This window comes from Aeromonas sp. 6P (genome assembly GCF_051919525.1).
Lineage (GTDB): Bacteria > Pseudomonadota > Gammaproteobacteria > Enterobacterales > Aeromonadaceae > Aeromonas > Aeromonas veronii.
In genome coordinates this window covers 4,497,501-4,519,117 of sequence record NZ_JBQBEO010000002.1, presented here as the reverse complement: position 1 = coordinate 4,519,117, position 21,617 = coordinate 4,497,501, and the positions used below count along the sequence as shown (strand labels likewise).

Below are 21,617 nucleotides of genomic sequence, written 5' to 3'. Positions count from 1 at the left end.
ATGTTACTTATTGAGCAGGTATTCAGATCCTGTTTCGAGGCGCCCCATGGAAATGCTCAAGACACCTTTGGTCGATGTGACTGTCCGGCTTGATCCGGGTCTGCTGTCTGATGCCATGGCGCTGCTGGAGGCGGGGATCTGGAGCTGGTCAGCCCAACATGGACTGCAGCGTGATCCCTCCTGCCTGCGCCTGTTGGGATTGGGAGAGTGTTGGCCGGATGATCTCGGCTGGCTGGATCGGGTTCATCCCGACGATGTTGCCCGGCTGGAAGATGCCCTGCTCGCCTGCCAGAGCGGCCGCAGCAGCGGTCTGCGCCTCGAATACCGCATTCTGCATCATCACGGTCACTACATCCGGCTGGAAGAGCGGATGCGTCGCGATGAGCGGGGCTATCTGCTGGGGGTTGTCCGTCACCTCGATCCCGCAGCCGTGCTGGTGGAGGAGCGACATGGCACCGATCCGCTGACCGGTTTGGAGAGCCGTGGCCGCTTCGAGCAACTGCTGGAGGATCGGCTGGCGACCGAGAGTGGCACTTTCAGTCTGCTGCAGTTTTCGGTCGATCATATGGCCAAAATCCAGCAATTGTTTGGCGAAGCTGCTTGCGACGCCATGCTGGCCAAGCTGGCGCGTATCGTACGTCACGAACTGCGGCGGGAAGATCCCTTCGCCCGCTGGGATGAGGACGGTTTTATCCTGATGCTCTCCCAGACCGAGCGGATGAGTGCGCTGGAGATCGCCGAGCGGCTGCGCCTCGAGATTGCCGATGCCAGCCTGCTGTCACAGCGGCCGGTCACCGTCAGCATCGGGCTGGTGCAGAGTCAGGCTGGCGAGCAGCTCGATCATCTGCTGGCCCGGCTGGCCAGCTGTCACAGTCAGGCCAGACGGGAGCACAACACCGTCGTCGGCTGAGTGAGGTCAGGGTTGGCCGCTTTTGTCACGCTGGCAGACCCAGAGCGAGGCCAGCATCAGCAGGCCGCCGATGGTCAGTCGGGTCAGATCAGTATCCTTGCCCCAGAGCAGCAGATTGACCAGCAAGCCGGCCGGAATGAGCGCATTGTTCATGATGGCCAGCACCCCGCTGGTGACCAGCGTCGCCCCCTTGTTCCAGAGGAAGTAGCCGAGGCCGGAGGCACCCACCCCCAGCCAGAGCAGAATACCCCACTGCAACCCTGACGTCGGATATTGCGGCTTGCCCAGTAGCCACCAGGCGGGCAGTGCGATCACCAGCGCCCCCAGATAGAAGCAGCCGAACACCGCCAGTTGCGGCGGTTGCTCCACCTCCCGTGCCAGCAGTACCTTGTAGCCCACCTGACCCAGGGCGAAACAGAGGTTGGCCCCCTGCACCACCATAAATCCCAGCACATAGCTTTCGGTCAGGCCGTCGAAGCGGATGACGGCAGCCCCGAGCACCGCCAGCAGGGCGCCCCACAGATAGGTGGGCTTGAAGCGCCCCTCCAGCAGATCGTGGAGCAGGGTGACGTAGATGGGGGTGAAGATGGTAAAGACCAGCACTTCCGGCACCGTCAGCAGCAGGAAGGAGTGGTAGTAGAAGAGATACATGATGCCGAGCTGGATGGCGCCGAGGGCCATCAGCTTGGCCGCCAGATCGGGGCGCAGCCAGCGGCGGCGCAGGAAGGGGAGAAACACCAGACTGGCGAGGGCGATGCGGGTCAGCACCGAGAAGTAGGCATCCACCTGGCCAGCGAGGTAGACCCCGATCAGGCTGAAGGAGAATGACCAGAGCAGGGTGACCCCTATCAAGTAGTTCATGTGTTTGATTTATCATCAGTTGTCAATTTTAAGGGGGCTATGATGGCCGAGATGGAAGCGGCAATCCAGCGTTTATGGGCGCGATTGCCACAGGTCGGAGCATTTTCCTTTACCGCCAGCAATGGCGAGGGGTCGGCGACCGACTGGAATGGTCGGGGCGAGGGGCGTGTGCAGGTGACCGATCATCAGGGGGGCTGGCTGTTTAACGAGCAGGGTCGCTACACCACGCCTCATGGCAGGGAACTCGCCATGCACAACTGCTTCTGGTGGCAGCGCAGCGAACGGGGGATCCGTCTCTCCCATTTGCGTTATGAAGCGCCGGTCGAACTGTTCGAGCTGCTGCCGCAGGGGGATGGCCGCTGGCTGACCGCCGAACCCCATCTGTGCGGGGCGGATCACTACAGCGCCGAGTTGACCGAGATCGACGGCGGTTTCTTGCTGAGCTGGCAGATCACCGGGCCGCGCAAGAACGAGCGACTCAGCTATCGCTATCTGATCTGACGCCGGCTGGCAGGTATAAAAAAACCGGCGCAGAGCGCCGGTAGCGGGGGACAAATCGGAGGTTTTTTAAAACAGTCCCAAAAACAGGAGAGATAGACTCTCGTCACACATTCAGAGATGGACTTCAGGCATTCAGGGCATAGCTCAGCATGGCTTGCAGCTTGCTATCGAAGAACCAGGGCAGCAGTACCATCAGCAGGCCCAGGATCCCGGCCAGCCGCTGGCGATACTGCCAGCCGGCAATCAGTACCAGACCACCGCACAGTGTGGTCAGGATGCCTGACATAGGGAGACCTCGCGCTGCATGCGACGCTGTTGCGCCCACTGGTTCATGGCGACCGAGCCGAGGATCAGGGCCAGGGCCACGCCGGTGGTGGGGTGGATCTGCTCGCCGAGGAACAGGGCACCCAGCATCACGCCGAACAGCGGCACCAGATAGTTGCTGAAGGAGGCGAACGTCGGGCCGGCCTTCTGGATCAGTGCCATGTAGAGGAAGTAGACCAGACCGGTACAGAGGGTACCCAGCACGGTAATCGCGCTCAGGGCCTGGGTGCTCGGCAGGGTCAGGCTGCCGAGATCAACCATGAAGGGGGCGACCAGCAGCAACTGGATTGCCGAGGAGATCAGGATATTGCGGGCGACCACGACCGGATGGTCCTTGGCGAAGCGCTTGATCATCAGCAGGCCGATGGCGAAGCAGCTGGCACCCAGCAGGATGGCCATGGCACCGAGCAGGCCGGCGTTCATGCCCTGGGAGAGTTTCGGCCAGAACAGGGTGAGTACACCGGCAAAGCCGATGATCACGGAAAGCAGACCGGTTTTGGTGATTCTTTCACCAGAAATAAACAGCGGTGCAGCCAGAATGGTCACAAACGGGATACAACCCATGACCACGGCGGCGATGGCGCTATCCACATACTGTTGGCCCCAGGCGACCATGATGAAGGGGATGGTGGCATCCAGCAGGGCGATCAGCATATAGGTGCGCCACGGAGTGTGCTCACTCTTGAGCCGCATGAACAGGCAGAGCAGACCCAGGGTCAGGCTGCCGCACAGGGCACGACCGGCAGCCACCAGAATGGGGGGCAACTCGGCAACGGCCTGGTGCATGAAAATGAATTGGGAACCCCACAGCAGGCCAATGGCCAGCAATAACAGATAGCTACGCATTTGAATCTCCGATGTATTAAGCCAGCGCATTCTAGGCAATCTGTTACTATGGTAAAAATGAATTGTTGGCATTTAACTATGGCTAATATCGATGGATAGCTCGCTCGCCCGTCTCGACCTCAACCTGCTCGCCGTATTCGACATGCTGATGCAGGAGCGCAATGTCACCCGTGCCGCCGAACGGCTGCATTTGTCCCAATCCACTGTCAGTCACGCCTTGGGGCGGCTGCGGGTGGCGCTGGATGACCCGCTGTTCGTGATGAGTCGGCGCGAGATGATGCCGACCGAGCGGGCCAAGGCGCTGGCTGGGCCGGTTCGTCAGGCGCTGGCGATGCTGGAGCAGGGATTGCGGCAGGCCAAGGGGTTTGATCCCGCCACTGCGCGGCGGATTTTCCGCATCGCTACCCCGGGCTCGGTGGAGCACGGGCTGGTGCCGATGCTGGTGGAGAGGCTCCATCGGCAGGCCCCTCACTGTCGGCTTGAGGTGTGCGAGCTGGCCGACAGCAACTACGAGCGGGAGCTGGAGAAGGGGGAGCTGGATCTGGTGATCGGTTTCGCCGGGGCGAATCATCTCTCACCCCGTTTGTGGCGGGAGGAGTGGTTCAACAACCCGCTGGTCTGCCTGTCGCCCCTTGGCAGCGAATTGCCCGATGTGCTGACACCGGTCGAGCTGGTGAGCCGTCCCCACATCCACACCTCCAGCTGGGGTCACAGTCAGGCGATGGTGGAACTCTGGCTGGCTCGCTTCGGGGTGGAGCGGGAGCTGGGCGTGCGGTTGCCGAGCTTTATGGCGGTGCCGCCACTGATGGCGACCGGCCGCTATCTGGTGGTGGTGCCCGAGATGATCGGGCGCCACTTCTGCCGCTACTACCCGCTGCGGATGCATCAACTCGACCCCGCCATCCCCATCGTCTACCTGATGACGGGCCACCCGCTCACCGCCCACGACGAGGCGATCGGCTGGTTCAAGAGCCTGCTGCACCAGCTGGTGTTCGACCTCTATGGCGACGATGCACTCGGGACTCCCGCTCAGCGGATGCTGGCGAAGTAGTCGAGCCCCATGGCGCTTTTCACCTCCGCCAATACCTCATCGGTGATGATGCGGGCCTGCTCGGTGCCCTGATAGAGCAGTTCCAGCAGCATCTTCTTGTCGGCAATGGCCGCGGCACGGCGCTCCCGCATCGGGGCGAGCAGGGTTTGCAGGCAGTCATTGAGCACCTGCTTGCAGCGCATGTCCCCCAGTCCGCCGCGCCGGTAGTGCGCCTTCATCTCGGCGACCAGCGCCTTGTCCGGATGGAAAGCATCGAGATAGGTGAACACCGTATTTCCCTCCACCTGACCCGGATCGCTCACCTTGAGGTGGTTGGGGTCGGTATACATGGCGAACACCGCCTGTTTGACCTCTTCCGCCGACATGCCGAGTTCGATGGTGTTGCCGAGGGATTTGGACATCTTGGCCTTGCCGTCGATGCCGGGCAGGCGGCCGGTGTCGCTCAGGATCGGCTGGCACTCGGTCAGCACCTGTTTGCCTACCAGAGAGTTGAAGCGGCGGACGATCTCGTTGGTCTGCTCCAGCATCGGCAGCTGATCTTCCCCAACCGGCACATGACTGGCGCGAAAGGCGGTGATGTCGGCGGCCTGACTGACCGGATAGACCAGAAAACCGGCCGGCAGCGTGCGTTCGAACCCTTTCTGCTGGATCTCTGCCTTGACGGTGGGATTGCGCTCCAGCCGGGCGACGCTGACCAGATTGAGGTAGTAACAGGTGAGCTCGGCGAGGGCGGGCAGGGCGCTCTGCAAACAGAAGGTGGTCTTGGCCGGGTCGAGGCCGACCGCCAGATAGTCAGCCATCACCTCCAGCACGTTGTCTGTCACCTTGGCCGGGTTGTGGCCGTTGTCGGTCAGCGCCTGCAGATCGGCGATCATCACGAATTGACGGTAGTGGTGCTGGGCTTCGACGCGCTGGCGCAGGGAACCGACATAGTGGCCGATGTGCAGTTTGCCGGTGGGACGATCGCCAGTCAGGATTACGGGGTTGTGCATGTCACTCTCTCCAGTTGGGTGAGCCGGGAGGCGACAAAGGGATAAAAACAGTTGACCGCCTCTCGGCGGTCACGGTGTTTTCTTTGGGAAATCTTGAATAGAAACGCGGTGCCGCCTGTTTAGGAGCAGCACCACCAGTAGTTGTGATTGAATGCGGTCATGTTCATAGCAAATCAAACTACGCCGGTTTCATTACTTCTGCAAGGGGACGACCAGCAGATCGCAGGGCACGGTATTCATCAGCTGACGGGCGCTCGAGGTGAGCAGGCTCCAGAAGCTCTGGCGATGGCCGCACACCAGCAGGTCGATCTCGTACTCCTTGACCGCCTGATTGACCCGCTCGCTCAGATCGCCGCAGATCACCAGCTTCTTCTCGATGGGATAGTCCACCGAGGCCAGAAATGCCTCCAGCTTCTCTTTCGCTTCGGCGATCACCTGATCCTGCACGTTGTCGATGTCGATATCGATCATCTCGGTGTAGAGATCCTTGAGGTCCACATCGACATGGATAACCGACAGCTTGGCGCCGTTGGAGCGGGCTCTGTCCACCGCCTTGTCGATCACCTTGCGGTTATCTTCAGAGAGGTCGATCGCAGCCAGAATATGCTTGTAATAGGTTGTTCCACTCATGGGGGTTCTCCTTACCGATCCTTCAGCCCACTATACCAATCTCTGCTGAAACTAAAATGGTGCCTCAGGCACAGTTTTGGGATTTAAATGAGTTTAATGACGTGTGACACAGGGTCCGCCACTCAGTTATTAACCACTATTTGCCTATAAATTAAACAAGAGTTTGACGCCGGTCACACCCCTCGGCTTGCCGATCAGGGGGGAGAGGCATAGGATGGGCCCGTGCTTCGCAACGAACACAAAACAACAAAAAGCATCTGAATACCGCTTTGGGGAGCCACGTGCTCCCTTTTGTTTTTCTGCCTCAATTCCCGCGGCTTTTCTGACTGATAGCGATCCGGCATCAAGTTAATCTCTTTCGATTTGGTTATGCTGTAGCCAGTTTCTTTGGAGGCCTTCCCATGATCATTCATCCCCAGATTCAAGGTTGTGTTGCCCGCAACTGTCACCCCATCGGCTGTCGCGCCGCCGTGCAGCAGCAGATCGAACGTATCAAGGCCGCTGGCCCGTTCAATGGGCCCAAGCGGGTGCTGGTGCTGGGTGCCTCCTCCGGGTTTGGACTGGCGTCGCGCATTGCACTCGCCTTTGGTGCCGGTGCCGACACCATTGGTATCTCCTTCGAGCGTGGCCCCTCCGACAAGGGGCTCGGCAGCGCCGGTTGGTACAACAACATCTGGTTTCGCAAGGAGGCGGAGCAGGAGGGGCGTATCGCCATCAACCTGATTGGCGATGCCTTCTCCGACGGGATGCGCCAGCAGGCCATCGATACCATCCGCCAGCAGCTTGGGCAGGTGGATCTGGTGATCTATTCGCTGGCGAGTGGCATCCGGGTGCTGCCCGATGGCACGCAGGTGCGTTCGGTGCTCAAGACCACCGGCCAGCCGTTCAGCGGTTGGGGGCTGGATCTGGAGCGCGATACCCTGGTGCAGCAGTCGCTGGCACCTGCCACGCCGGAGGAGATCCGCGATACCGTCACCGTGATGGGGGGCGAGGATTGGCAGCTCTGGATGCAGGCGTTGCAGCAGGCCGGTTGTCTCGCCCCCGGTGCGCAGACCGTCGCCTACTCCTACATCGGCCCCGAATCCACCTATCCCCTCTATCGGGATGGCACCATCGGTTATGCCAAGGAGCATCTGCACGCCACCGCCGAGACCATCAACCTGCAGCTGGCCGAGATTGGCGGTCACGCCTGGGTGTCAGTCTGCAAGGCGCTGGTGACCAAGGCGAGCGCCTATATTCCGGTGCTGCCGGTTTATCTGGGCCTGCTGATGTGGGTGATGAAGGAGCGCGGTGTGCACGAAGGCTGCATCGAGCAGATGCAGCGACTGTTCGCTGCCAAGATGTATGGGCCCAATGGGGTAGTAGCCGATGGCAACCGGCTGATCCGGATGGATGACCACGAGCTCGACCCGGCCATTCAGGCCGCCGTTTCGGCGCTCTGGCCCAAGGTGACACCGGAGAATTTCCACGGGCTGGGGGACTTTGCAGGGCTGCGGCAGGACTTCATGCAACTCAACGGCTTCGAGCTGCCGGGCGTCGATTATGCTGCGCCGGTGGATGTCGCCTCCCTTGGGGAGCTGACCCCCTGAGCTGAAAGAAACGGGATCTCCCTCTCGTTGGCGGGTTGATTCGCGGCGGGAGTGTGGCGACAATCGATACCAAATCACTGAGGAGAAACAAGATGCTGGCCCAAGCCATGATCGAGAAGTTGAACGAGCAGATTAACCTGGAGTTCTACTCCTCCAATCTCTATCTGCAGATGAGTGCCTGGTGCGAAGACAAGGGCTTTGAAGGGGCGGCGACCTTCCTGCGCCAGCACGCGGTCGAGGAGCGCCAGCACATGGAGCGTCTGTTCACCTACGTGAGCGAGACCGGTGCCATGCCAAAACTGGGTGCCATCGATGCCCCTCCCCACGAGTTCAAGTCGCTGGGCGATGTGTTCCGTACCACCCTGGAGCACGAGTACCACATCACCAAGTGCATCAATGGTTTGGCCCACGTAGCCTTCACCACCCAGGACTACTCCACCTTCAACTTCCTGCAGTGGTATGTGGCCGAGCAGCATGAAGAGGAGAAGCTGTTCAAGAGCATCGTCGACCGTCTGGGTCTGGTGGGTGAAGATGGCAAAGGCCTCTACTTCATCGACAAGGAGCTGGCCGAACTGGCCAAGGGCGCCCCTGCCAGCATCATGGACAGCAACGCCTGATAGTCGTGGACACTTAGTGTTCAGCCAGTACAATAACGGCCCTTTTAAGGGCCGTTATTTATTCTGGTGGGCAGCCACTATGGTTGTGTTCCGTCAGAGGCAATCTCGGTTCTGGCCAGGTGCCGTTTCTATTTTGATAAGTGAGTGATGATGAAGCAGGTCGATGTGGTGGTGATCGGGGCCGGTGCGGCCGGATTGATGTGTGCGGCGCAGGCGGGCTACCGTGGCCGCTCCGTGCTGGTGCTCGACAACGCCAAGAAGCCGGGCCGCAAAATCCTCATCAGTGGCGGTGGCCGCTGCAACTTCACCAACCATCAGGCGGGCGCTCACGCCTACCTGTCGGAGAATCCCCACTTCAGCAAGTCGGCGCTGGCCCGCTACACCCAGCAGGATTTCATCGATCTGGTGGATCGCCACGGGGTCAACTATCACGAGCGCACTTTGGGGCAGCTGTTCTGTCTCGAGAGCGCCAAGGATATCGTCGATGTGCTGCTCACCGAATGTGACTGGGCCGGGGTGACCCTGCAGTTCCAGACCGAGATCCTCACTGTCAGTAAGCAGGATGAGGGCTTCGTGCTGACGACCAGCAAGGGGGAGATCGGCTGTCACTCGCTGGTGGTGGCGACCGGCGGTCTCTCCATGCCCAAGCTGGGCGCGACCCCGTATGGCTTCAAGCTGGCGGAGCAGTTCGGTCTCAAGGTGCTGCCGACCCGCGCCGGTCTGGTGCCCTTCACCCTCCATCAGGCGGAGAAAGAGGCCTTCGCCGATCTGGCGGGCATCAGCCTGCCGGTAGCTGTGACCGCCGAGGATGGCACCCGCTTCAAGGAGGCGATGCTGTTCACCCACCGCGGCCTCTCCGGCCCCGTCATCCTGCAGATCTCCTCCTACTGGCACGCCGGCGAGAAGATCCACATCAACCTGTTGCCGGAGCTGGATATTCCGGCTGCCCTGCGTGAATGGGCGCAGGCTCACCCGGCGCAGGAGCTGAAAACCGTGCTGGGGCGCGAGCTGCCCAAGCGCTTCGTCGACAAGCTGGTGGAGCTGGGCCAGCTGGTCAGCAAGCCGATGCGCCAGTACAACGAGCGGGAGCTGGAAGCGGTGGCCAACCTGCTGGGTGACTGGCAGATCCTGCCCAACGGCACCGAGGGGTATCGCACCGCCGAAGTGACCCTGGGCGGCGTCGATACCAACGAGCTCTCCTCCAAGACCATGGAAGCGCGTAAGGTGCCGGGCCTCTACTTCATCGGCGAAGTGGTGGACGTGACCGGCTGGCTCGGTGGCTACAACTTCCAGTGGGCCTGGTCCTCCGGCTGGGTGGCCGGTCAGTACTGTTGATGTCACAGGGGCTGGTTTATCCGGCCCCGATTTATTGGTCAGGGTTAGGGTGATCGGTCGGGTTGCCGCAAGGGGGCGCAGATGCTTGAGAATCAGATGATGTTGTTGGCGGTGTTCGAGCGGGCGGCGCTGATGCTGATGACCCTCTTCTTCCTGACCCGCACCCGGCCGTTCCAGCGGCTATTCCAGAAGCGGGATCACACCCCGGCGGAGCTGGTGCTGGTGGCCTCCATCTTCGGCCTGTTTGCGGTGTTCAGTACCTACACCGGCATTCCGGTAGAGGGGGCGCTGATCAACGTGCGGATCATTGCCATTATCTCCGGCGGCATCCTGTTCGGCCCCTGGGTCGGCATACCGGCCGGGGTCATCTCCGGCCTGCACCGCTATCTCATCGATATGGATGGCCACACCTCCATCCCTTGCCTTATCGCCAGTATTATCGCCGGTCTGCTCGCTACTTGGCTGCACCTGCGCTGCCGCAAGTCGCGGCTCTGGCTCTACGGCATTCTGGCGGGGATGCTCTGCGAAGGGCTCACCATGCTGCTGATCTGGCTGCTGACCGAGCCCCACGAAGTCGGTGTGGAGATCGTCAACCACATCGCCTATCCGATGATCGCCGGGGCGCTTTGCATCGGCCTTATCATCAAGCTGGTGCAGGATCTGGATGACGAGAAGGAGCTGATTGCCGCCAAGCAGGCCAAGCTGGCGCTGGATATCGCCAACAAGACGCTGCCCTTCTTCCAGAACATCGATCGCCACTCCCTCAGTCAGGTGTGTGATGTGATCCGGCGCGACATCAGCGCCGATGCGGTGGCCATCACAGATACCCATGATGTGCTGGCTTATGTCGGGGTGGGCAAGGACTATTACGAGCTGGATGAACACCACGCCATCAGCGACATGACCCAGCAGGCGGTGCTGCTCGACCAGATCATCATCAACAACGATCTGCGCCAGTATCACCTCTCCGATTTCCACTCGGTCATCATTATTCCGCTGCGGGAAAACGGCTCGGTGAGCGGCACCCTCAAGATCTACTACCGCCGCACCCACAGCATCACCAGCTCCCTGCGGGAGATGGCGGTGGGCCTCTCCCAGCTCATCTCCACCCAGATGGAGGTGTCGCGCATCGAGCAGCTCAAGGAGATGACCCGCAAGGCGGAGTTCACCGCCCTGCAGAGCAAGATCAACCCGCACTTCCTGTTCAATGCCCTCAACGCCATCTCGTCGCTGATCCGCATCCGGCCCCAACAGGCGCGCCAGCTGATCGCCAATCTGGCGGACTACCTGCGCTACAACCTCAACAAGGGGGATGAGCTTATCGACATTCAGGAGGAGCTGCAGCAGGTGCGCGACTACGTGGCCATCGAGCAGGCCCGCTTTGGCGACAAGCTGGAGGTGGTGTTCGAGGTGGACGATGTGCACATTCAGGTGCCGAGCCTGCTGTTGCAGCCGCTGGTGGAAAACGCCATCCTGCACGGCATTCAGCCCCGCAGCGCACCGGGCCGGGTCACCATCGAGGTAAAACAGCTGGCGGGCGGCATCCGGGTAGCGGTGCGGGATACCGGTTACGGCATCAGTCAGGCGGTGATCGACGGGGTGGCCGCCGGTCGGGTGGAGAGCCGCAGCATCGGCCTGATGAACGTGCATCAGCGGGTCAAGCTGCTTTATGGCGACGGCCTGCATCTCAAGCGGCTGGAGCCGGGTACCGAGGTGAGTTTCTATCTGCCGGATCAGGAGTCGATGCCATGCTGAGAGCCATCATGGTTGAGGATAAGTGTGTGCCGCGAGAGGTGTTGTCATGCTGAAAGCGATCATTGTGGAAGACGAGTATCTGGCTCGCGAAGAGCTGATCTATCTGGTGAACCAGCACAGCCAGATCGAGATAGTGGCGAGTTTTGAGGATGGGCTGGAGGCGTTTAAATACCTGCAGGATCACGAGGTGGATGTGGTGTTTCTGGATATCCAGATCCCCTCCATCGATGGCCTGCTGCTGGCCAAGAACCTGCACAAGTCGAGCCATCCGCCCCACATCGTCTTCGTCACCGCCTACAAGGAGTTTGCGGTGGAGGCGTTCGAGCTGGAGGCGTTCGACTACATCCTCAAGCCCTACAACGAGCCCCGCATCATCAATCTGCTGCAAAAGCTCGAGCATGCGGGCAGGTCGCAGTCAGCCACCACGGGGGAGGCGAGCGGTGAGGGGAACAGCCCCCACAATCGCACCGTCAATCTGGTGAAGGGGGAGCGCATCATCGTCACCCCCTGCGAGCAGCTCTACTATGCGGAAGCCGACGAGAAGCTCACCTATGTCTACACCCGCGATGACCGCTATGTGATGACCATGACCATCAGCGAGTTTGTCAGCCGGCTGCCAGCCGAGGGGTTCTTCCGCTGTCACCGCTCCTACTGCGTCAACATCAACAAGATCCGCGAAATAGTCCCCTGGTTTAACAGCACCTACCTCATCCGGCTCCATGATCTGCCGTTCGAGGTGCCGGTCAGTCGCAGCAACATCAAGGCGTTCCGTCAGCTGATGCGGCTCTGATTGTCATTCATTCCCGCCGATCTGCATTTCATGCCTTAATCGATCGGCGCGAACAGCGTCTTGTCTATAGTGGCCCCAGTTTCCTTAAGGCCATCGACCGAGACGCATCATGACCAAAGAGATGAATCGCACCCGGTACCTGACACTGATCGGTACCATCATCACCCAGTTCGCACTGGGTTCTGTCTATACCTGGAGCCTGTTCAACGCCCAGCTCTCCGACAAGCTGGACGAGCCGGTGAGTCAGGTCGCTTTCGCTTTCGGTCTGCTCAGCCTGTCGCTGGCGGTCGCCTCCTCCATGGCGGGCAAGCTGCAGGAGCGGTTCGGGGTGCGCAACGTAACCTTGGGCGCCGGCGTGCTGCTCGGCATCGGCTTCTTCCTCACCGCTCATGCCAGCAATCTGGCGATGCTCTACCTCTGCGCGGGTATTCTGGTCGGTTTTGCCGACGGTACCGGCTACCTGATGACCCTCTCCAACTGCGTGAAGTGGTTCCCGGAGCGCAAGGGGCTGATCTCCGCCTGCTCCATCGGTGCCTATGGTCTCGGCAGTCTCGGTTTCAAATATATCAACCTGCTGCTGCTCTCCAGCTCCGGCCTTGAGACCACCTTCCAGTTGTGGGGCTTGATTGCGATGTCCATGGTGCTGGTGGGCGGTATGCTGATGAAGGATGCGCCCAAGCAGGCCGCCTCCGTGCAGCAGAGCGAGAGTCGTGACTTCACCCTGGCCGAGGCGATGCGCAAGCCGCAGTACTGGATGCTGGCGCTGATGTTCCTCACCGCCTGCATGAGCGGCCTCTACGTCATCGGTGTGGCCAAGGATATCGGCGAGAAGATGGTGGGTCTGCCTGCTGTAGTCGCCGCCAATGCCGTCGCCATCATTGCCATGGCCAACCTGGGTGGCCGTCTGGTGCTGGGTATCCTCTCTGACAAGATGTCCCGCATCCGGGTTATTACCATCGCTCAGCTGATTACCCTGGCGGGCATGGCGCTGCTGCTGTTCGTGCCGCTCAATGCCAATCTGTTCTTCGTGGCGGTTGCCTGTGTGGCCTTCAGCTTCGGTGGCACCATCACCGTCTACCCCTCGCTGGTGAGCGACTTCTTCGGTCTCAACAACCTGACCAAGAACTACGGCGTCATCTATCTGGGCTTTGGTCTGGGCAGCATCATCGGCTCCATTGTGGCCTCCCTGTTTGGCGGCTTTATGGCGACCTTCCACCTGATCCTGGTATTGCTGGTGGTGGCGCTGGTGCTCTCCCTCACCATCCGCCTGCCGGCACCGGTAGCGGTGGAGCGGGCCTGATAAGCCTTCCTGCCATAGCAAGCAAAAACAGAGACCCGGGCCATGCCCGGGTCTTTGCATTTCCGATGCTCGATCAGCGCGGCGCTAGCCCCAGCAGCTGGCGAGCCTGACGGCAGCTCTCTTCCGCCGTTGACCAGTCGTCACCGGTCACCGTGATATGGCCCATCTTGCGGCCGGGGCGGGGTTCGCCCTTGCCATAGAGGTGCAGATGCAGGCCGGGCAGCGCCAGCAGGGCGGCCCAGTCTGGCGTGCCGTTCTGCCAGAGATCCCCAGCAGGTTGATTAACAGGGCGGGGCGCACGGCGATCTGCTCCGGCAGCGGCAGATCGCACAGGGCCCGCACCTGCAACTCGAACTGGCTGCATGCGGCGTTGTCGAGGCTGGGGTGACCCGAGTTGTGGGGGCGGGGTGCCAGCTCATTGACCAGCAATCTGCCTTCCACCAGAAAGAACTCCACCGTCAGCACCCCCACGTAATCGAGGGCTGCGATAAGCCGCTCGGCGATCCCTTTGGCTTCGCTCTCCAGCACCGGCACATTGGCAGGGGAGCGGGTCTGATCGAGAATGCCGCTGCTGTGCCAGTTCTGCACCAGCGGCAGGGCGCTGATGGTGTCGCTCGGACTGCGGGCCAGAGTCAGGGCAAACTCCCCCTCCAGCGCCAACCGTTTTTCCAGCACGCAGGGCACACCACTGGCTGCCAGCGCCGTCGCCAGCTCATCCAGATTGTTCACTTGCCACTGCCCCTTGCCGTCGTACCCTTCGCGGGCTGTCTTGAGGATGGCGGGGAAGAGTTCGCTGGCCTGTGCGGGGATGGGCTCTTCCGGCAGTAGCGCCAGAGAGGGGGCAACCGGGATGTTGGCCCTGCGCAGAAAGGCTTTCTCCTCGCTGCGATCCTGACAGATGCGCACCGCGCTGGCGGCTGGGCGCACCGGCTTTTGATTTTCGAGCAGCGCGAGGGTAGCGGCGGGCACATTTTCGAACTCGCAGCTGATGGCCTCGCAGCGGCTGGCCAGCTCGTGCAGGGCGGTCGGGTCGTCATAGGGGGCGACAATATGGTGATCGGCGGCGGCACCGGCGATGCTGGCCGGGTCGGGATCCAGCACCACCACCTTGTAGCCGAGGCGGTGGGCGGCCATCACAAAGTAGCGGCCAAGCTGACCGCCGCCGAGCATGCCGAGGGTGGCGGGGGGCAGGATCATGTCGGCTCCTCCAGTTGCAGTGCCAGCACTCGATCTTGCTCGTGGGTGCGGAAGTCGTCGAGCTGCTGCCGGTAGCGTGGGGCGTCGTCGTCTTGTGCAACGGAGAGCAGAGAGACCGCAAACAGGGCGGCGTTGGCAGCCCCCGCTTCGCCGATGGCGAAGGTGGCGACCGGTACCCCTTTGGGCATCTGCACGATGGAGAGCAGGGAGTCCATTCCCTTGAGATGGCGTGATGGTATGGGCACCCCCAGCACCGGCAATGTGGTCTTGGCGGCGACCATACCCGGCAGGTGAGCGGCGCCACCGGCCCCGGCGATGATGGCGCGCAGTCCGCGCTCGCGGGCAGTGGCGGCATACTCGAACAGCAGATCCGGGGTGCGATGGGCCGAGACCACCTGCGCCTCGTAGGGCACGCCGTGCTCCTTGAGGATGCGGGCGGCAGCCTGCAGCACTGGCCAGTCGGAGTCGGAGCCCATTACCAGGCCGATCAGGGGAGGGGTGTTCATTTTCTCTGAATCCTTGCTGTTAAACGTTTGCTTTTGATGAACAAAAAGAGCCGGCAAGCCGGCTCAGAATTTCTCGGGTCGCACGATTTCGACCGGTTGCAGAAAGGCGATCATGGCGTAGTCGGGGTAGTAACGACTCTGCAGATGGGCCAGCAGCCGCTCCGCCTGCTCCCGGCTGCAGATGGCCTCCAGCCGGATGTTGCCGCTCTCGCTCCAGCTGGCGTTGCGCTCGCCATGATCCCCCCGACCGCGGGCATCTGTGATGGTGTAGCCGCGTAGCCCCTCGCGGGTGAGGGTGCGCAGCAGGGTAGGCTCCAGATTGGCTTCCGTGATGATGGTCAGCAGGGTGCGGGTCTCGGTCTGCATGTGGCTACTCCGTGAAGTGGCGGGCCCAGCTGTGGTAGAGCGGGATCCCCAGCATGATGTTGAACGGGAAGGTGACCCCCAGCACAGCGCTGAGAGAGAGCCCCGGGTTGGCCTGAGGCACGGCGATGCGCATGGTGGCCGGCACGGCAATATAGGAGGCGCTGGCCGCCAGAGTGGCTAGCAGGGTCAGGCCGCCGAGGGAGAGCCCCATCAGCTGGCCAGCAGCCAATCCCAGTCCCGCCGAGGCGAGCGGCATCAACAGGGCGAAGCCGAGCAGGAACAGGCCATGGCGGCGCAGATCCTGACACTGGCGAGCGACGATGAGGCCCATCTCCAGCAGGAACAGCGCCAGCGCACCCTTGAACAGGTCGACAAACAGCGGTTTGAGCGGGGCAATCCCGTCCGGCCCGGCCAGATAGCCGATGGCCATGCCGCCCAGCAGCAGGGTGACCCCTTTGCCGAGGAAGGTCTCGTGCGCCAGCATGCGCCAGCGGGTCTCGCGACTGATGCCGCGGGCGAGCACTATGCCCACCAGAATGGCGGGGATCTCCATCACCGCGAGGAAGATGGAGAGCTGGGATTCGAAGCTGATGCCCCGCTCGGTGAGCCAGTTCACCCCGACCGCAAAGGTGGCGACGCTGACCGAGCCATAGTGGGCGGCGGTGGCGGCGGCATCGACCCGGTTCATCTTGAGGCACAGCACGGCAAAGCCGAGCAGGGTCTGCACCACGCCCAGCAGGATCACCAGCGCCAGTTGCGGCAGCAGAGGCTGCAGGGATTGCTGGGCCAGACCGACGCCGCCCTTGAGGCCGATGGCCAGAAGCAGAAAGAGGGAGAGGGTGTCGTAGAGGGCAGGAGGCAGTTTGAGCTCGGAGCGCACCAGACCGGCCAGCAGACCAAACAGAAAGAAGAGTACAACAACGTCCAGCATGATGGTTCGCAGGGCAGTTCAGATAATGGTTGCATGCTAGAGCCCGCAATGTTTCGATAAAATCAGATTCTCGCTGATGGTTGTTCGGTAAAAACTGATAGGGAACGGCATGCTCAACTACAAACAGCTCTACTACTTCTGGCATGTGGCACGCAGCGGCAGCGTGACGCAGGCCGCCGAACAGCTGCACTTAACGCCGCAGACCATCAGCGGTCAGGTCGCCGAGCTGGAGCAGTCCCTCGGAGTGGCGCTGTTCAACCGGGTGGGGCGGCGTCTGGTGCTGACCGCTGCCGGACGGCAGGCGCAGGAGCAGGCTGGGGCGATTTTCTCGCTCGGTGCCGAGCTGGAGCACACCCTGCGCCACGCCAGTCAGGAGTTGACCATGCAGGTAGGTATTGCCGATTCGGTACCCCGTACTCTGGCGTTCGAGCTGCTGGCTCCCGCCATGGCGCTGGCAACGCCGCTGCGGCTGGTGTGTCACGAGGAGCGGGCCGAGCAGCTGTTCAGTGAACTGGCCCGCCACAAGCTCGACATGGTGCTGATCGATCGCCCGCTCCCTCCCGACAGCGGCGTGCGTGGCTATAACCACGAGCTGGGGCGCAGCCCGCTGGCGCTGTTTGCCAGTCCCGAGTTGGCGGCGCGGGCGCGGGATGGCTTTCCCGCCTCGTTGGAGGGGTTGCCGTTGCTGATCCCCGGAGAGAAATCGGCCACCCACGATCGGCTGCTGGAGTGGTATCGCCAGCAGGGCATTCACCCCCATCTGGTGGGGCAGTTTGATGACTCCACTCTGATGAAGTCGTTCGGCAAGGCGGGGATGGGGATCTTCCCGGCGCCGCTGGCAATGGCTGACGAGATTGGTCGCCTCTACGGGGTGGAGCGAATTGCGACCCTCACCGACGTCACTCTCTCTTACTATCTGGTTTCGGCAGGGCGCCATCTCTCCCATCCCGGGGTGCAAGCGGTAATGGAGGGGGCCCAGCAGAGGCTGGCGGTGCTGGCTGGCAAGAAATAGAAATCTGGATGGCTATACATCCAGCTTGGCTCTGCCTATAATCCTCCCGCTTTGGCGCATCATGCTTAATAGGGAATCCGGTGAGAATCCGGAGCTGGCGCGCAGCGGTAAGGGGGAACGAAGCGACATCAGGGCACTGCCGTCAGGCGGGAAGCCGTCGCCGTAGGCTATCAGCCCCCGAGCCCGAAGACCTGCCAGAGTTCGTATTTCGGGCCGAGAGAAACCGGCCACGAAGTAGATACTTACGCGAACTTAAGGATCTCTCATGTCGAAGAAATTTCTGGCGGCTGCCCTGTTGCCGACGGCGGCGTTTGCCCAAACCACCATCCCCATCAATCCAACTCTGGTCATTACGGCCAACCGCGTGGAACAACCGGTCAGCTCGGTGCTGGCGCCCGTTGTGGTGATCGATCGTGCCGAGATCGAATCTCGTCAGGTTCAGAGTTTGCCCGAACTGCTGAAAACCCTGCCTGGTGTGCAGATAGCGACACTGGGAGGACGGGGTCACATCAGCAGCCTGTTTATCCGTGGAACCAACTCCAACCACTCGCTGGTTTTGATGAATGGTCGTCCGATTGCAGCCATGGTGGCGGGTACGCCTGATCTCAGCCAAATCCCGCTCGGCAATATCGAGCGCATCGAGTATATCCGTGGCCCACGCGCGGCTGTGTATGGTTCCGATGCCATTGGCGGCGTTATCAACCTCATCACCAAAACATCCGCCAAGAATGGCAGCGAGACACACCTGAAGGGCGGTGCTGGCAGCCATGGCTATGGTCAGGGTGAGCTAAGAACGGTTCAGTCATTGGGCCAAAAAACCGATATGAACATGCTGATCGGCTACGAACGTACCGATGGTTTTGATGTCGTAGCCAATACCAAACAGCCTGATCGTGATGGTTTTGCCAGCCGTAATGGCCAAATTGGTTTGAACCACGCTTTTAATGATGCTTGGAGTGCGGACTTCAATGCTCAGGGCTATGACAATCTCACCGACACAGATGGCAGCACGGACCAGAGTCGGGTACAGGCTTTCCAATATGATGGTGGTCTCAAGTTCCAGGGTAAGGATCTGATCAGTCGACTTGAAGCCAGTTACGGTGAGAACAAGCTGAAGACTTGGCAGGAGAGCAAGGGGGAGGCGAGTGGTCACCCCATCCATACCGGTTTGATGCGCCTATCCTGGATCAACAGCTGGAGCGGCATAGAAGGGGTCAATCTGACCGGTGGAGCAGATTGGCAGCGTGAACAGATGAAATCTGACTCTCGTGGGAGCGATTGGAGTTCGGGCTCTCCGGTAGTTAGCGGATTCCGCGCTCCTGACCGTGACAACACCGGTCTGTTTGCCGTGGGAAGCTACCGTTGGCAGGCGTTGCTGTGGGAGCTGTCCGGTCGGACCGATGACAACCAGCAGTATGGTCGTCACAACACCTGGTCTGCCGCCAGCGGGTTGGATATCGATGAGAACCACAATGTGCGGCTGAGTTATGGTACCGCCTTCAAGGCACCTACCTTTATCCAGCTCTATTACCCAGGTTCCGAGAACCCAGCACTCAAGCCGGAAGAGAGCAAGAACTTGGAGTTGGATTTTACCGGCCGTTATACCGGTTGGGATTGGTCGTTGAACTTATATCGCAACAAGATCCAGAACCTGATCGCCTGCCAGAGTGCGTCCTCCACCTGCAGACCGGATAACACGGATGCCGAGATCCACGGTGTAGAAGTGGCGCTGGGTCTGGAAACCGGACCACTGCGCCACGATCTGAGCTTTGATTACACCCGGGCTGAAGACAAAAACGAGGGTGATCAGCAACTGTTGCGGCGGGCCAAGCAGAAAGCCAGCTGGCTGACTCAGGTGCAGTTGGGACCGGTCGCTCTCTCGACCGAGCTGCTCTACGTCGGCAAACGGGATGACAAGAACTTCAACAGCTTCCCCGTCCAGCGAGTGGAGCTTGGCTCCTATACACTGCTCAATCTCGGTGCCAACTATGGCGTCACCCCCCAGTTCACTTTGGGGGGGCGTATAGACAACTTGTTCGATCGTGATTACGCCCCCGCTTATGGTTATGCATCACCGGGTACCGAGTTCAAAGTAACAGCCGACTACCGTTTCTGATGCTTTATTCAGTTCATCTTTGAAAAACCGAGGCCCTGCCATTGGCAGGGCCTTTTCTATTGGCGGCAGGCGGGAGTATGATCGCCGCCTTGCACCAAAGGGGAGCTCAAGTGGCCAATATTCTCGTGTTCGACTCCGGTATGGGTGGCCTGACCATCTACCGCGAGATCCGCCGCGTTCTGTCGGCACACAACTATTTCTACTGCTTCGACAACGCCAACTTCCCCTATGGTGAATTGAGCGAGCCCGCCCTGATTGCTGCCTGCACCCGCTTGGTGACCACCATGGTAGCCCGTCATCATATCGATCTGGTGGTGATTGCCTGCAACACGGCCAGCACCATAGCGCTGCCGGCCTTGCGTGAGGCACTGGATATTCCCGTGGTGGGGGTGGTGCCAGCCATCAAGCCCGCCGCTGCACAGACTCGCAACGGTTGTATCGGTCTGCTTGCTACGCCGGGCACCGTCAGCCGCGACTATACCCATGAACTGATCGCCCAGTTTGCTCCCGGCAAGCAGGTGCTACTCAAGGGCACCACCGAGCTGGTCATAGAAGCCGAACACAAGCTGGCGGGCCTACCGGTCAATATGGCGCTACTGCACGAGGTATTGGCCGATTGGCTGGAGGGGGAAGAAAAGCCGGATACGCTGGTGCTCGGTTGCACTCACTTCCCGCTACTCAATGAAGAGATTGGGCAACTGATGCCGCAATGTCAGCTTATTGACTCGGGCAGTGCTGTTGCCAAACGGGTGGCCTGGTTGCTGAACAATGGCGGGCATACCGTCGTGCAGCCTGTACATATAGAAGAGGTTATTGCCAGGGCTTACTGTACCCGGCTGGATGGGGAGGCTCAAAAACTGACAGCCCCCTTGCAAGCATGGGGGCTGTCATCACTGGAAGAGGTGAAGTACTGACGAGCGGTTAGGCGTCAGTTTCGCTACCTTCTCTTTCCTCTTTATCACGTTTGTCATTCGCTTCACGCACCTTGAGGGTGCGCTGCTGATACTCTTTGTCATTCAAAGCGGCAATCGCCTTGGCGGCATCGGCGGCGGGCATCTCCACGAAACCGAAACCTCTGCGCTTGCCGGTTGCCTTGTCCTTCATCAACCGTACGGAAATGACCTGGCCCTGTTCGGCAAACAATTCGCGCACTGCAATCTCATTGGCGCGATAGGGCAGGTTGCCTACATATAAGGTGCAAGTCTCCTGATTGGCGATCGACTCGGCGACATTAGCCGGGGTTCGCTTCAGGAACAGCGGTACCACGAAACCGCCAATGGCCAGACCTGCTGCAAAAATCACTTCCGCTTTCAAAGAGAACTGCAGGGCCTGGGCAACCAGGTAGCCAACCACTGCCAATACCAGAGCAAGGATTGCGGCCTGCATATATACGGGAAACTTGGATAAATTCATCTTAAAAGACCTTTTGTAAATGAAAGCAAAAAAGGTGCAACACTATATTCACCTCCATGGTAACCAGCTTTCCTGATTGGCGCTACCATGGACCACTCGGGAGAGGTTATCGGCTCCAGTATGGCATTCCCAAGGTCACTGAAGGCGACATAAATGACGCTAAAATGGGAGTGAAATAACCGGATTGTGGATAACATTGTATATATACACTGAATAAGCTGTTTCTAATTGAATAATTTGAAATTTTCGTGATTATCTTCAAAAAAAGTCTTGTCATCGCAGCGCGGCTCCCTATAATGCGCCCCTACCAGCACGGCGGAACACGCCAACCTGATGAGCCAGCTTCCTAGCGAAGTGGGCGCCGAAAGAAAAGCGAAAAGAATCGCTTGACTTTCGAAGTGAGAGGCGTAATATGCGCCTCCTCAACGCGACAAGCGTGACGCTCTTTAACAATTTGAATCAAGCAATCTGTGTGGGCACTCACAGCATCGAACATCAAAACAATTTTTGATTTTCAATGTCTGGTGAAGTGACCAAGACGATTTCTTAGCAATAAGAAGTCGAACAGTTTATTT

The 21,617-nt window shown here is 60.2% G+C and carries 21 protein-coding genes, 1 pseudogene and 1 riboswitch; of the genes and pseudogenes, 12 read left to right on the top strand and 10 right to left on the bottom strand.

Translation table 11 applies throughout. The features are described from left to right. Window positions 1-46 precede the first annotated feature (46 nt). Entirely contained in the window at window positions 47-910 is an 864-nt protein-coding gene (locus tag ACTG2J_RS21085) for a GGDEF domain-containing protein (RefSeq protein WP_257687313.1), read from the top strand. A gap of 6 nt (window positions 911-916) precedes the next feature. Here ACTG2J_RS21085 and ACTG2J_RS21080 read toward each other — a convergent pair whose 3' ends face one another. Continuing rightward, window positions 917-1,771: a carboxylate/amino acid/amine transporter gene (locus ACTG2J_RS21080; RefSeq protein ID WP_101531372.1), complete on the bottom strand. Its 855-nt coding sequence runs from the start codon at window positions 1,769-1,771 to the stop codon at window positions 917-919. A 39-nt stretch (window positions 1,772-1,810) separates the two neighbouring features. Between ACTG2J_RS21080 and ACTG2J_RS21075 the strand changes: the two genes are divergently transcribed. Then, complete coding sequence (locus ACTG2J_RS21075; RefSeq protein WP_439997861.1) at window positions 1,811-2,272, top strand: DUF6314 family protein; 462 nt, start codon at window positions 1,811-1,813, stop codon at window positions 2,270-2,272. A gap of 124 nt (window positions 2,273-2,396) precedes the next feature. Here the strand turns inward: ACTG2J_RS21075 and ACTG2J_RS21070 are convergent, their stop codons facing one another. Together ACTG2J_RS21070 and ACTG2J_RS21065 are read right to left on the bottom strand one after the other, a co-directional pair. After that, complete coding sequence (locus tag ACTG2J_RS21070) at window positions 2,397-2,558, bottom strand: hypothetical protein (protein ID WP_005339236.1); 162 nt, start codon at window positions 2,556-2,558, stop codon at window positions 2,397-2,399. Further along, window positions 2,543-3,442 (bottom strand): DMT family transporter, encoded by a 900-nt coding sequence (locus tag ACTG2J_RS21065; RefSeq protein WP_005357113.1) that lies wholly within the window; start codon window positions 3,440-3,442, stop codon window positions 2,543-2,545. Before ACTG2J_RS21065 ends, ACTG2J_RS21070 begins: the two co-directional genes overlap by 16 nt. Before the next feature lie 91 nt (window positions 3,443-3,533). Between ACTG2J_RS21065 and ACTG2J_RS21060 the strand changes: the two genes are divergently transcribed. Next, window positions 3,534-4,493, top strand: coding sequence for a LysR substrate-binding domain-containing protein (locus ACTG2J_RS21060; protein ID WP_439997860.1), 960 nt, complete (start codon window positions 3,534-3,536; stop codon window positions 4,491-4,493). Here ACTG2J_RS21060 and trpS read toward each other — a convergent pair. Together trpS and ACTG2J_RS21050 are read right to left on the bottom strand one after the other, a co-directional pair. After that, the gene (gene trpS, locus ACTG2J_RS21055; protein ID WP_113740708.1) at window positions 4,472-5,485 is read right to left on the bottom strand and encodes a tryptophan--tRNA ligase; all 1,014 of its coding nucleotides are present in this window, start codon (window positions 5,483-5,485) and stop codon (window positions 4,472-4,474) included. The two genes, ACTG2J_RS21060 and trpS, sit on opposite strands and share 22 nt — an antisense overlap. A gap of 192 nt (window positions 5,486-5,677) precedes the next feature. Beyond that, entirely contained in the window at window positions 5,678-6,115 is a 438-nt protein-coding gene (locus ACTG2J_RS21050; protein WP_005339229.1) for a universal stress protein, read from the bottom strand. A 401-nt stretch (window positions 6,116-6,516) separates the two neighbouring features. Between ACTG2J_RS21050 and fabV the strand changes: the two genes are divergently transcribed. The 6 genes from fabV to ACTG2J_RS21020 all read left to right on the top strand — a co-directional run bounded on the left by fabV (window position 6,517) and on the right by ACTG2J_RS21020 (window position 13,501). Further along, a complete protein-coding gene (gene fabV / locus ACTG2J_RS21045; RefSeq protein WP_113740707.1) occupies window positions 6,517-7,704 on the top strand; it encodes an enoyl-ACP reductase FabV in 1,188 nt (395 codons plus the stop codon). A gap of 92 nt (window positions 7,705-7,796) precedes the next feature. After that, window positions 7,797-8,321: a non-heme ferritin gene (gene ftnA / locus ACTG2J_RS21040; RefSeq protein ID WP_005339225.1), complete on the top strand. Its 525-nt coding sequence runs from the start codon at window positions 7,797-7,799 to the stop codon at window positions 8,319-8,321. A gap of 150 nt (window positions 8,322-8,471) precedes the next feature. Further along, window positions 8,472-9,656: an NAD(P)/FAD-dependent oxidoreductase gene (locus tag ACTG2J_RS21035; protein WP_005355716.1), complete on the top strand. Its 1,185-nt coding sequence runs from the start codon at window positions 8,472-8,474 to the stop codon at window positions 9,654-9,656. Window positions 9,657-9,737: 81 nt separating this feature from the next. After that, window positions 9,738-11,411, top strand: coding sequence for a LytS/YhcK type 5TM receptor domain-containing protein (locus ACTG2J_RS21030; protein ID WP_439997859.1), 1,674 nt, complete (start codon window positions 9,738-9,740; stop codon window positions 11,409-11,411). Window positions 11,412-11,457: 46 nt separating this feature from the next. Then, window positions 11,458-12,201, top strand: coding sequence for a LytR/AlgR family response regulator transcription factor (locus ACTG2J_RS21025; RefSeq protein ID WP_439997858.1), 744 nt, complete (start codon window positions 11,458-11,460; stop codon window positions 12,199-12,201). A gap of 109 nt (window positions 12,202-12,310) precedes the next feature. Next, window positions 12,311-13,501 carry an L-lactate MFS transporter gene (locus tag ACTG2J_RS21020; RefSeq protein ID WP_040069602.1) on the top strand — a complete coding sequence of 397 codons (1,191 nt, stop codon included), beginning with the start codon at window positions 12,311-12,313 and terminating at the stop codon, window positions 13,499-13,501. A 73-nt stretch (window positions 13,502-13,574) separates the two neighbouring features. On the opposite strand, the pseudogene ACTG2J_RS21015 reads toward ACTG2J_RS21020, so the two are convergent. The 4 genes and pseudogenes from ACTG2J_RS21015 to ACTG2J_RS21000 form a co-directional block, all read right to left on the bottom strand. After that, a pseudogene (locus ACTG2J_RS21015) lies at window positions 13,575-14,698 on the bottom strand (5-(carboxyamino)imidazole ribonucleotide synthase). Continuing rightward, on the bottom strand, window positions 14,695-15,204 hold the full coding sequence (gene purE, locus ACTG2J_RS21010) for a 5-(carboxyamino)imidazole ribonucleotide mutase (protein ID WP_064334981.1): 510 nt from the start codon (window positions 15,202-15,204) through the stop codon (window positions 14,695-14,697). Before purE ends, ACTG2J_RS21015 begins: the two are co-directional and overlap by 4 nt. 63 nt (window positions 15,205-15,267) lie before the next feature. Beyond that, entirely contained in the window at window positions 15,268-15,570 is a 303-nt protein-coding gene (locus ACTG2J_RS21005) for a P-II family nitrogen regulator (protein ID WP_033138869.1), read from the bottom strand. Window positions 15,571-15,574: 4 nt separating this feature from the next. Continuing rightward, window positions 15,575-16,501, bottom strand: coding sequence for a sodium-dependent bicarbonate transport family permease (locus ACTG2J_RS21000; protein WP_113740701.1), 927 nt, complete (start codon window positions 16,499-16,501; stop codon window positions 15,575-15,577). A 109-nt stretch (window positions 16,502-16,610) separates the two neighbouring features. On the opposite strand from ACTG2J_RS21000, the gene nhaR reads away from it, so the two are divergent. The 3 genes from nhaR to murI all read left to right on the top strand — a co-directional run bounded on the left by nhaR (window position 16,611) and on the right by murI (window position 20,543). Further along, window positions 16,611-17,513 (top strand): transcriptional activator NhaR, encoded by a 903-nt coding sequence (gene nhaR / locus ACTG2J_RS20995; RefSeq protein ID WP_113740700.1) that lies wholly within the window; start codon window positions 16,611-16,613, stop codon window positions 17,511-17,513. A 35-nt stretch (window positions 17,514-17,548) separates the two neighbouring features. Further along, a riboswitch (cobalamin riboswitch) is annotated at window positions 17,549-17,726 on the top strand. A 52-nt stretch (window positions 17,727-17,778) separates the two neighbouring features. Beyond that, a complete protein-coding gene (locus ACTG2J_RS20990) occupies window positions 17,779-19,629 on the top strand; it encodes a TonB-dependent receptor domain-containing protein (RefSeq protein WP_113740699.1) in 1,851 nt (616 codons plus the stop codon). 110 nt (window positions 19,630-19,739) lie between these two features. Further along, a complete protein-coding gene (murI, locus tag ACTG2J_RS20985) occupies window positions 19,740-20,543 on the top strand; it encodes a glutamate racemase (RefSeq protein ID WP_227272622.1) in 804 nt (267 codons plus the stop codon). Between the two features lie 7 nt (window positions 20,544-20,550). Here murI and ACTG2J_RS20980 read toward each other — a convergent pair whose 3' ends face one another. After that, a complete protein-coding gene (locus ACTG2J_RS20980) occupies window positions 20,551-21,042 on the bottom strand; it encodes an RNA recognition motif domain-containing protein (RefSeq protein WP_005339200.1) in 492 nt (163 codons plus the stop codon). Window positions 21,043-21,617: the final 575 nt, after the last annotated feature.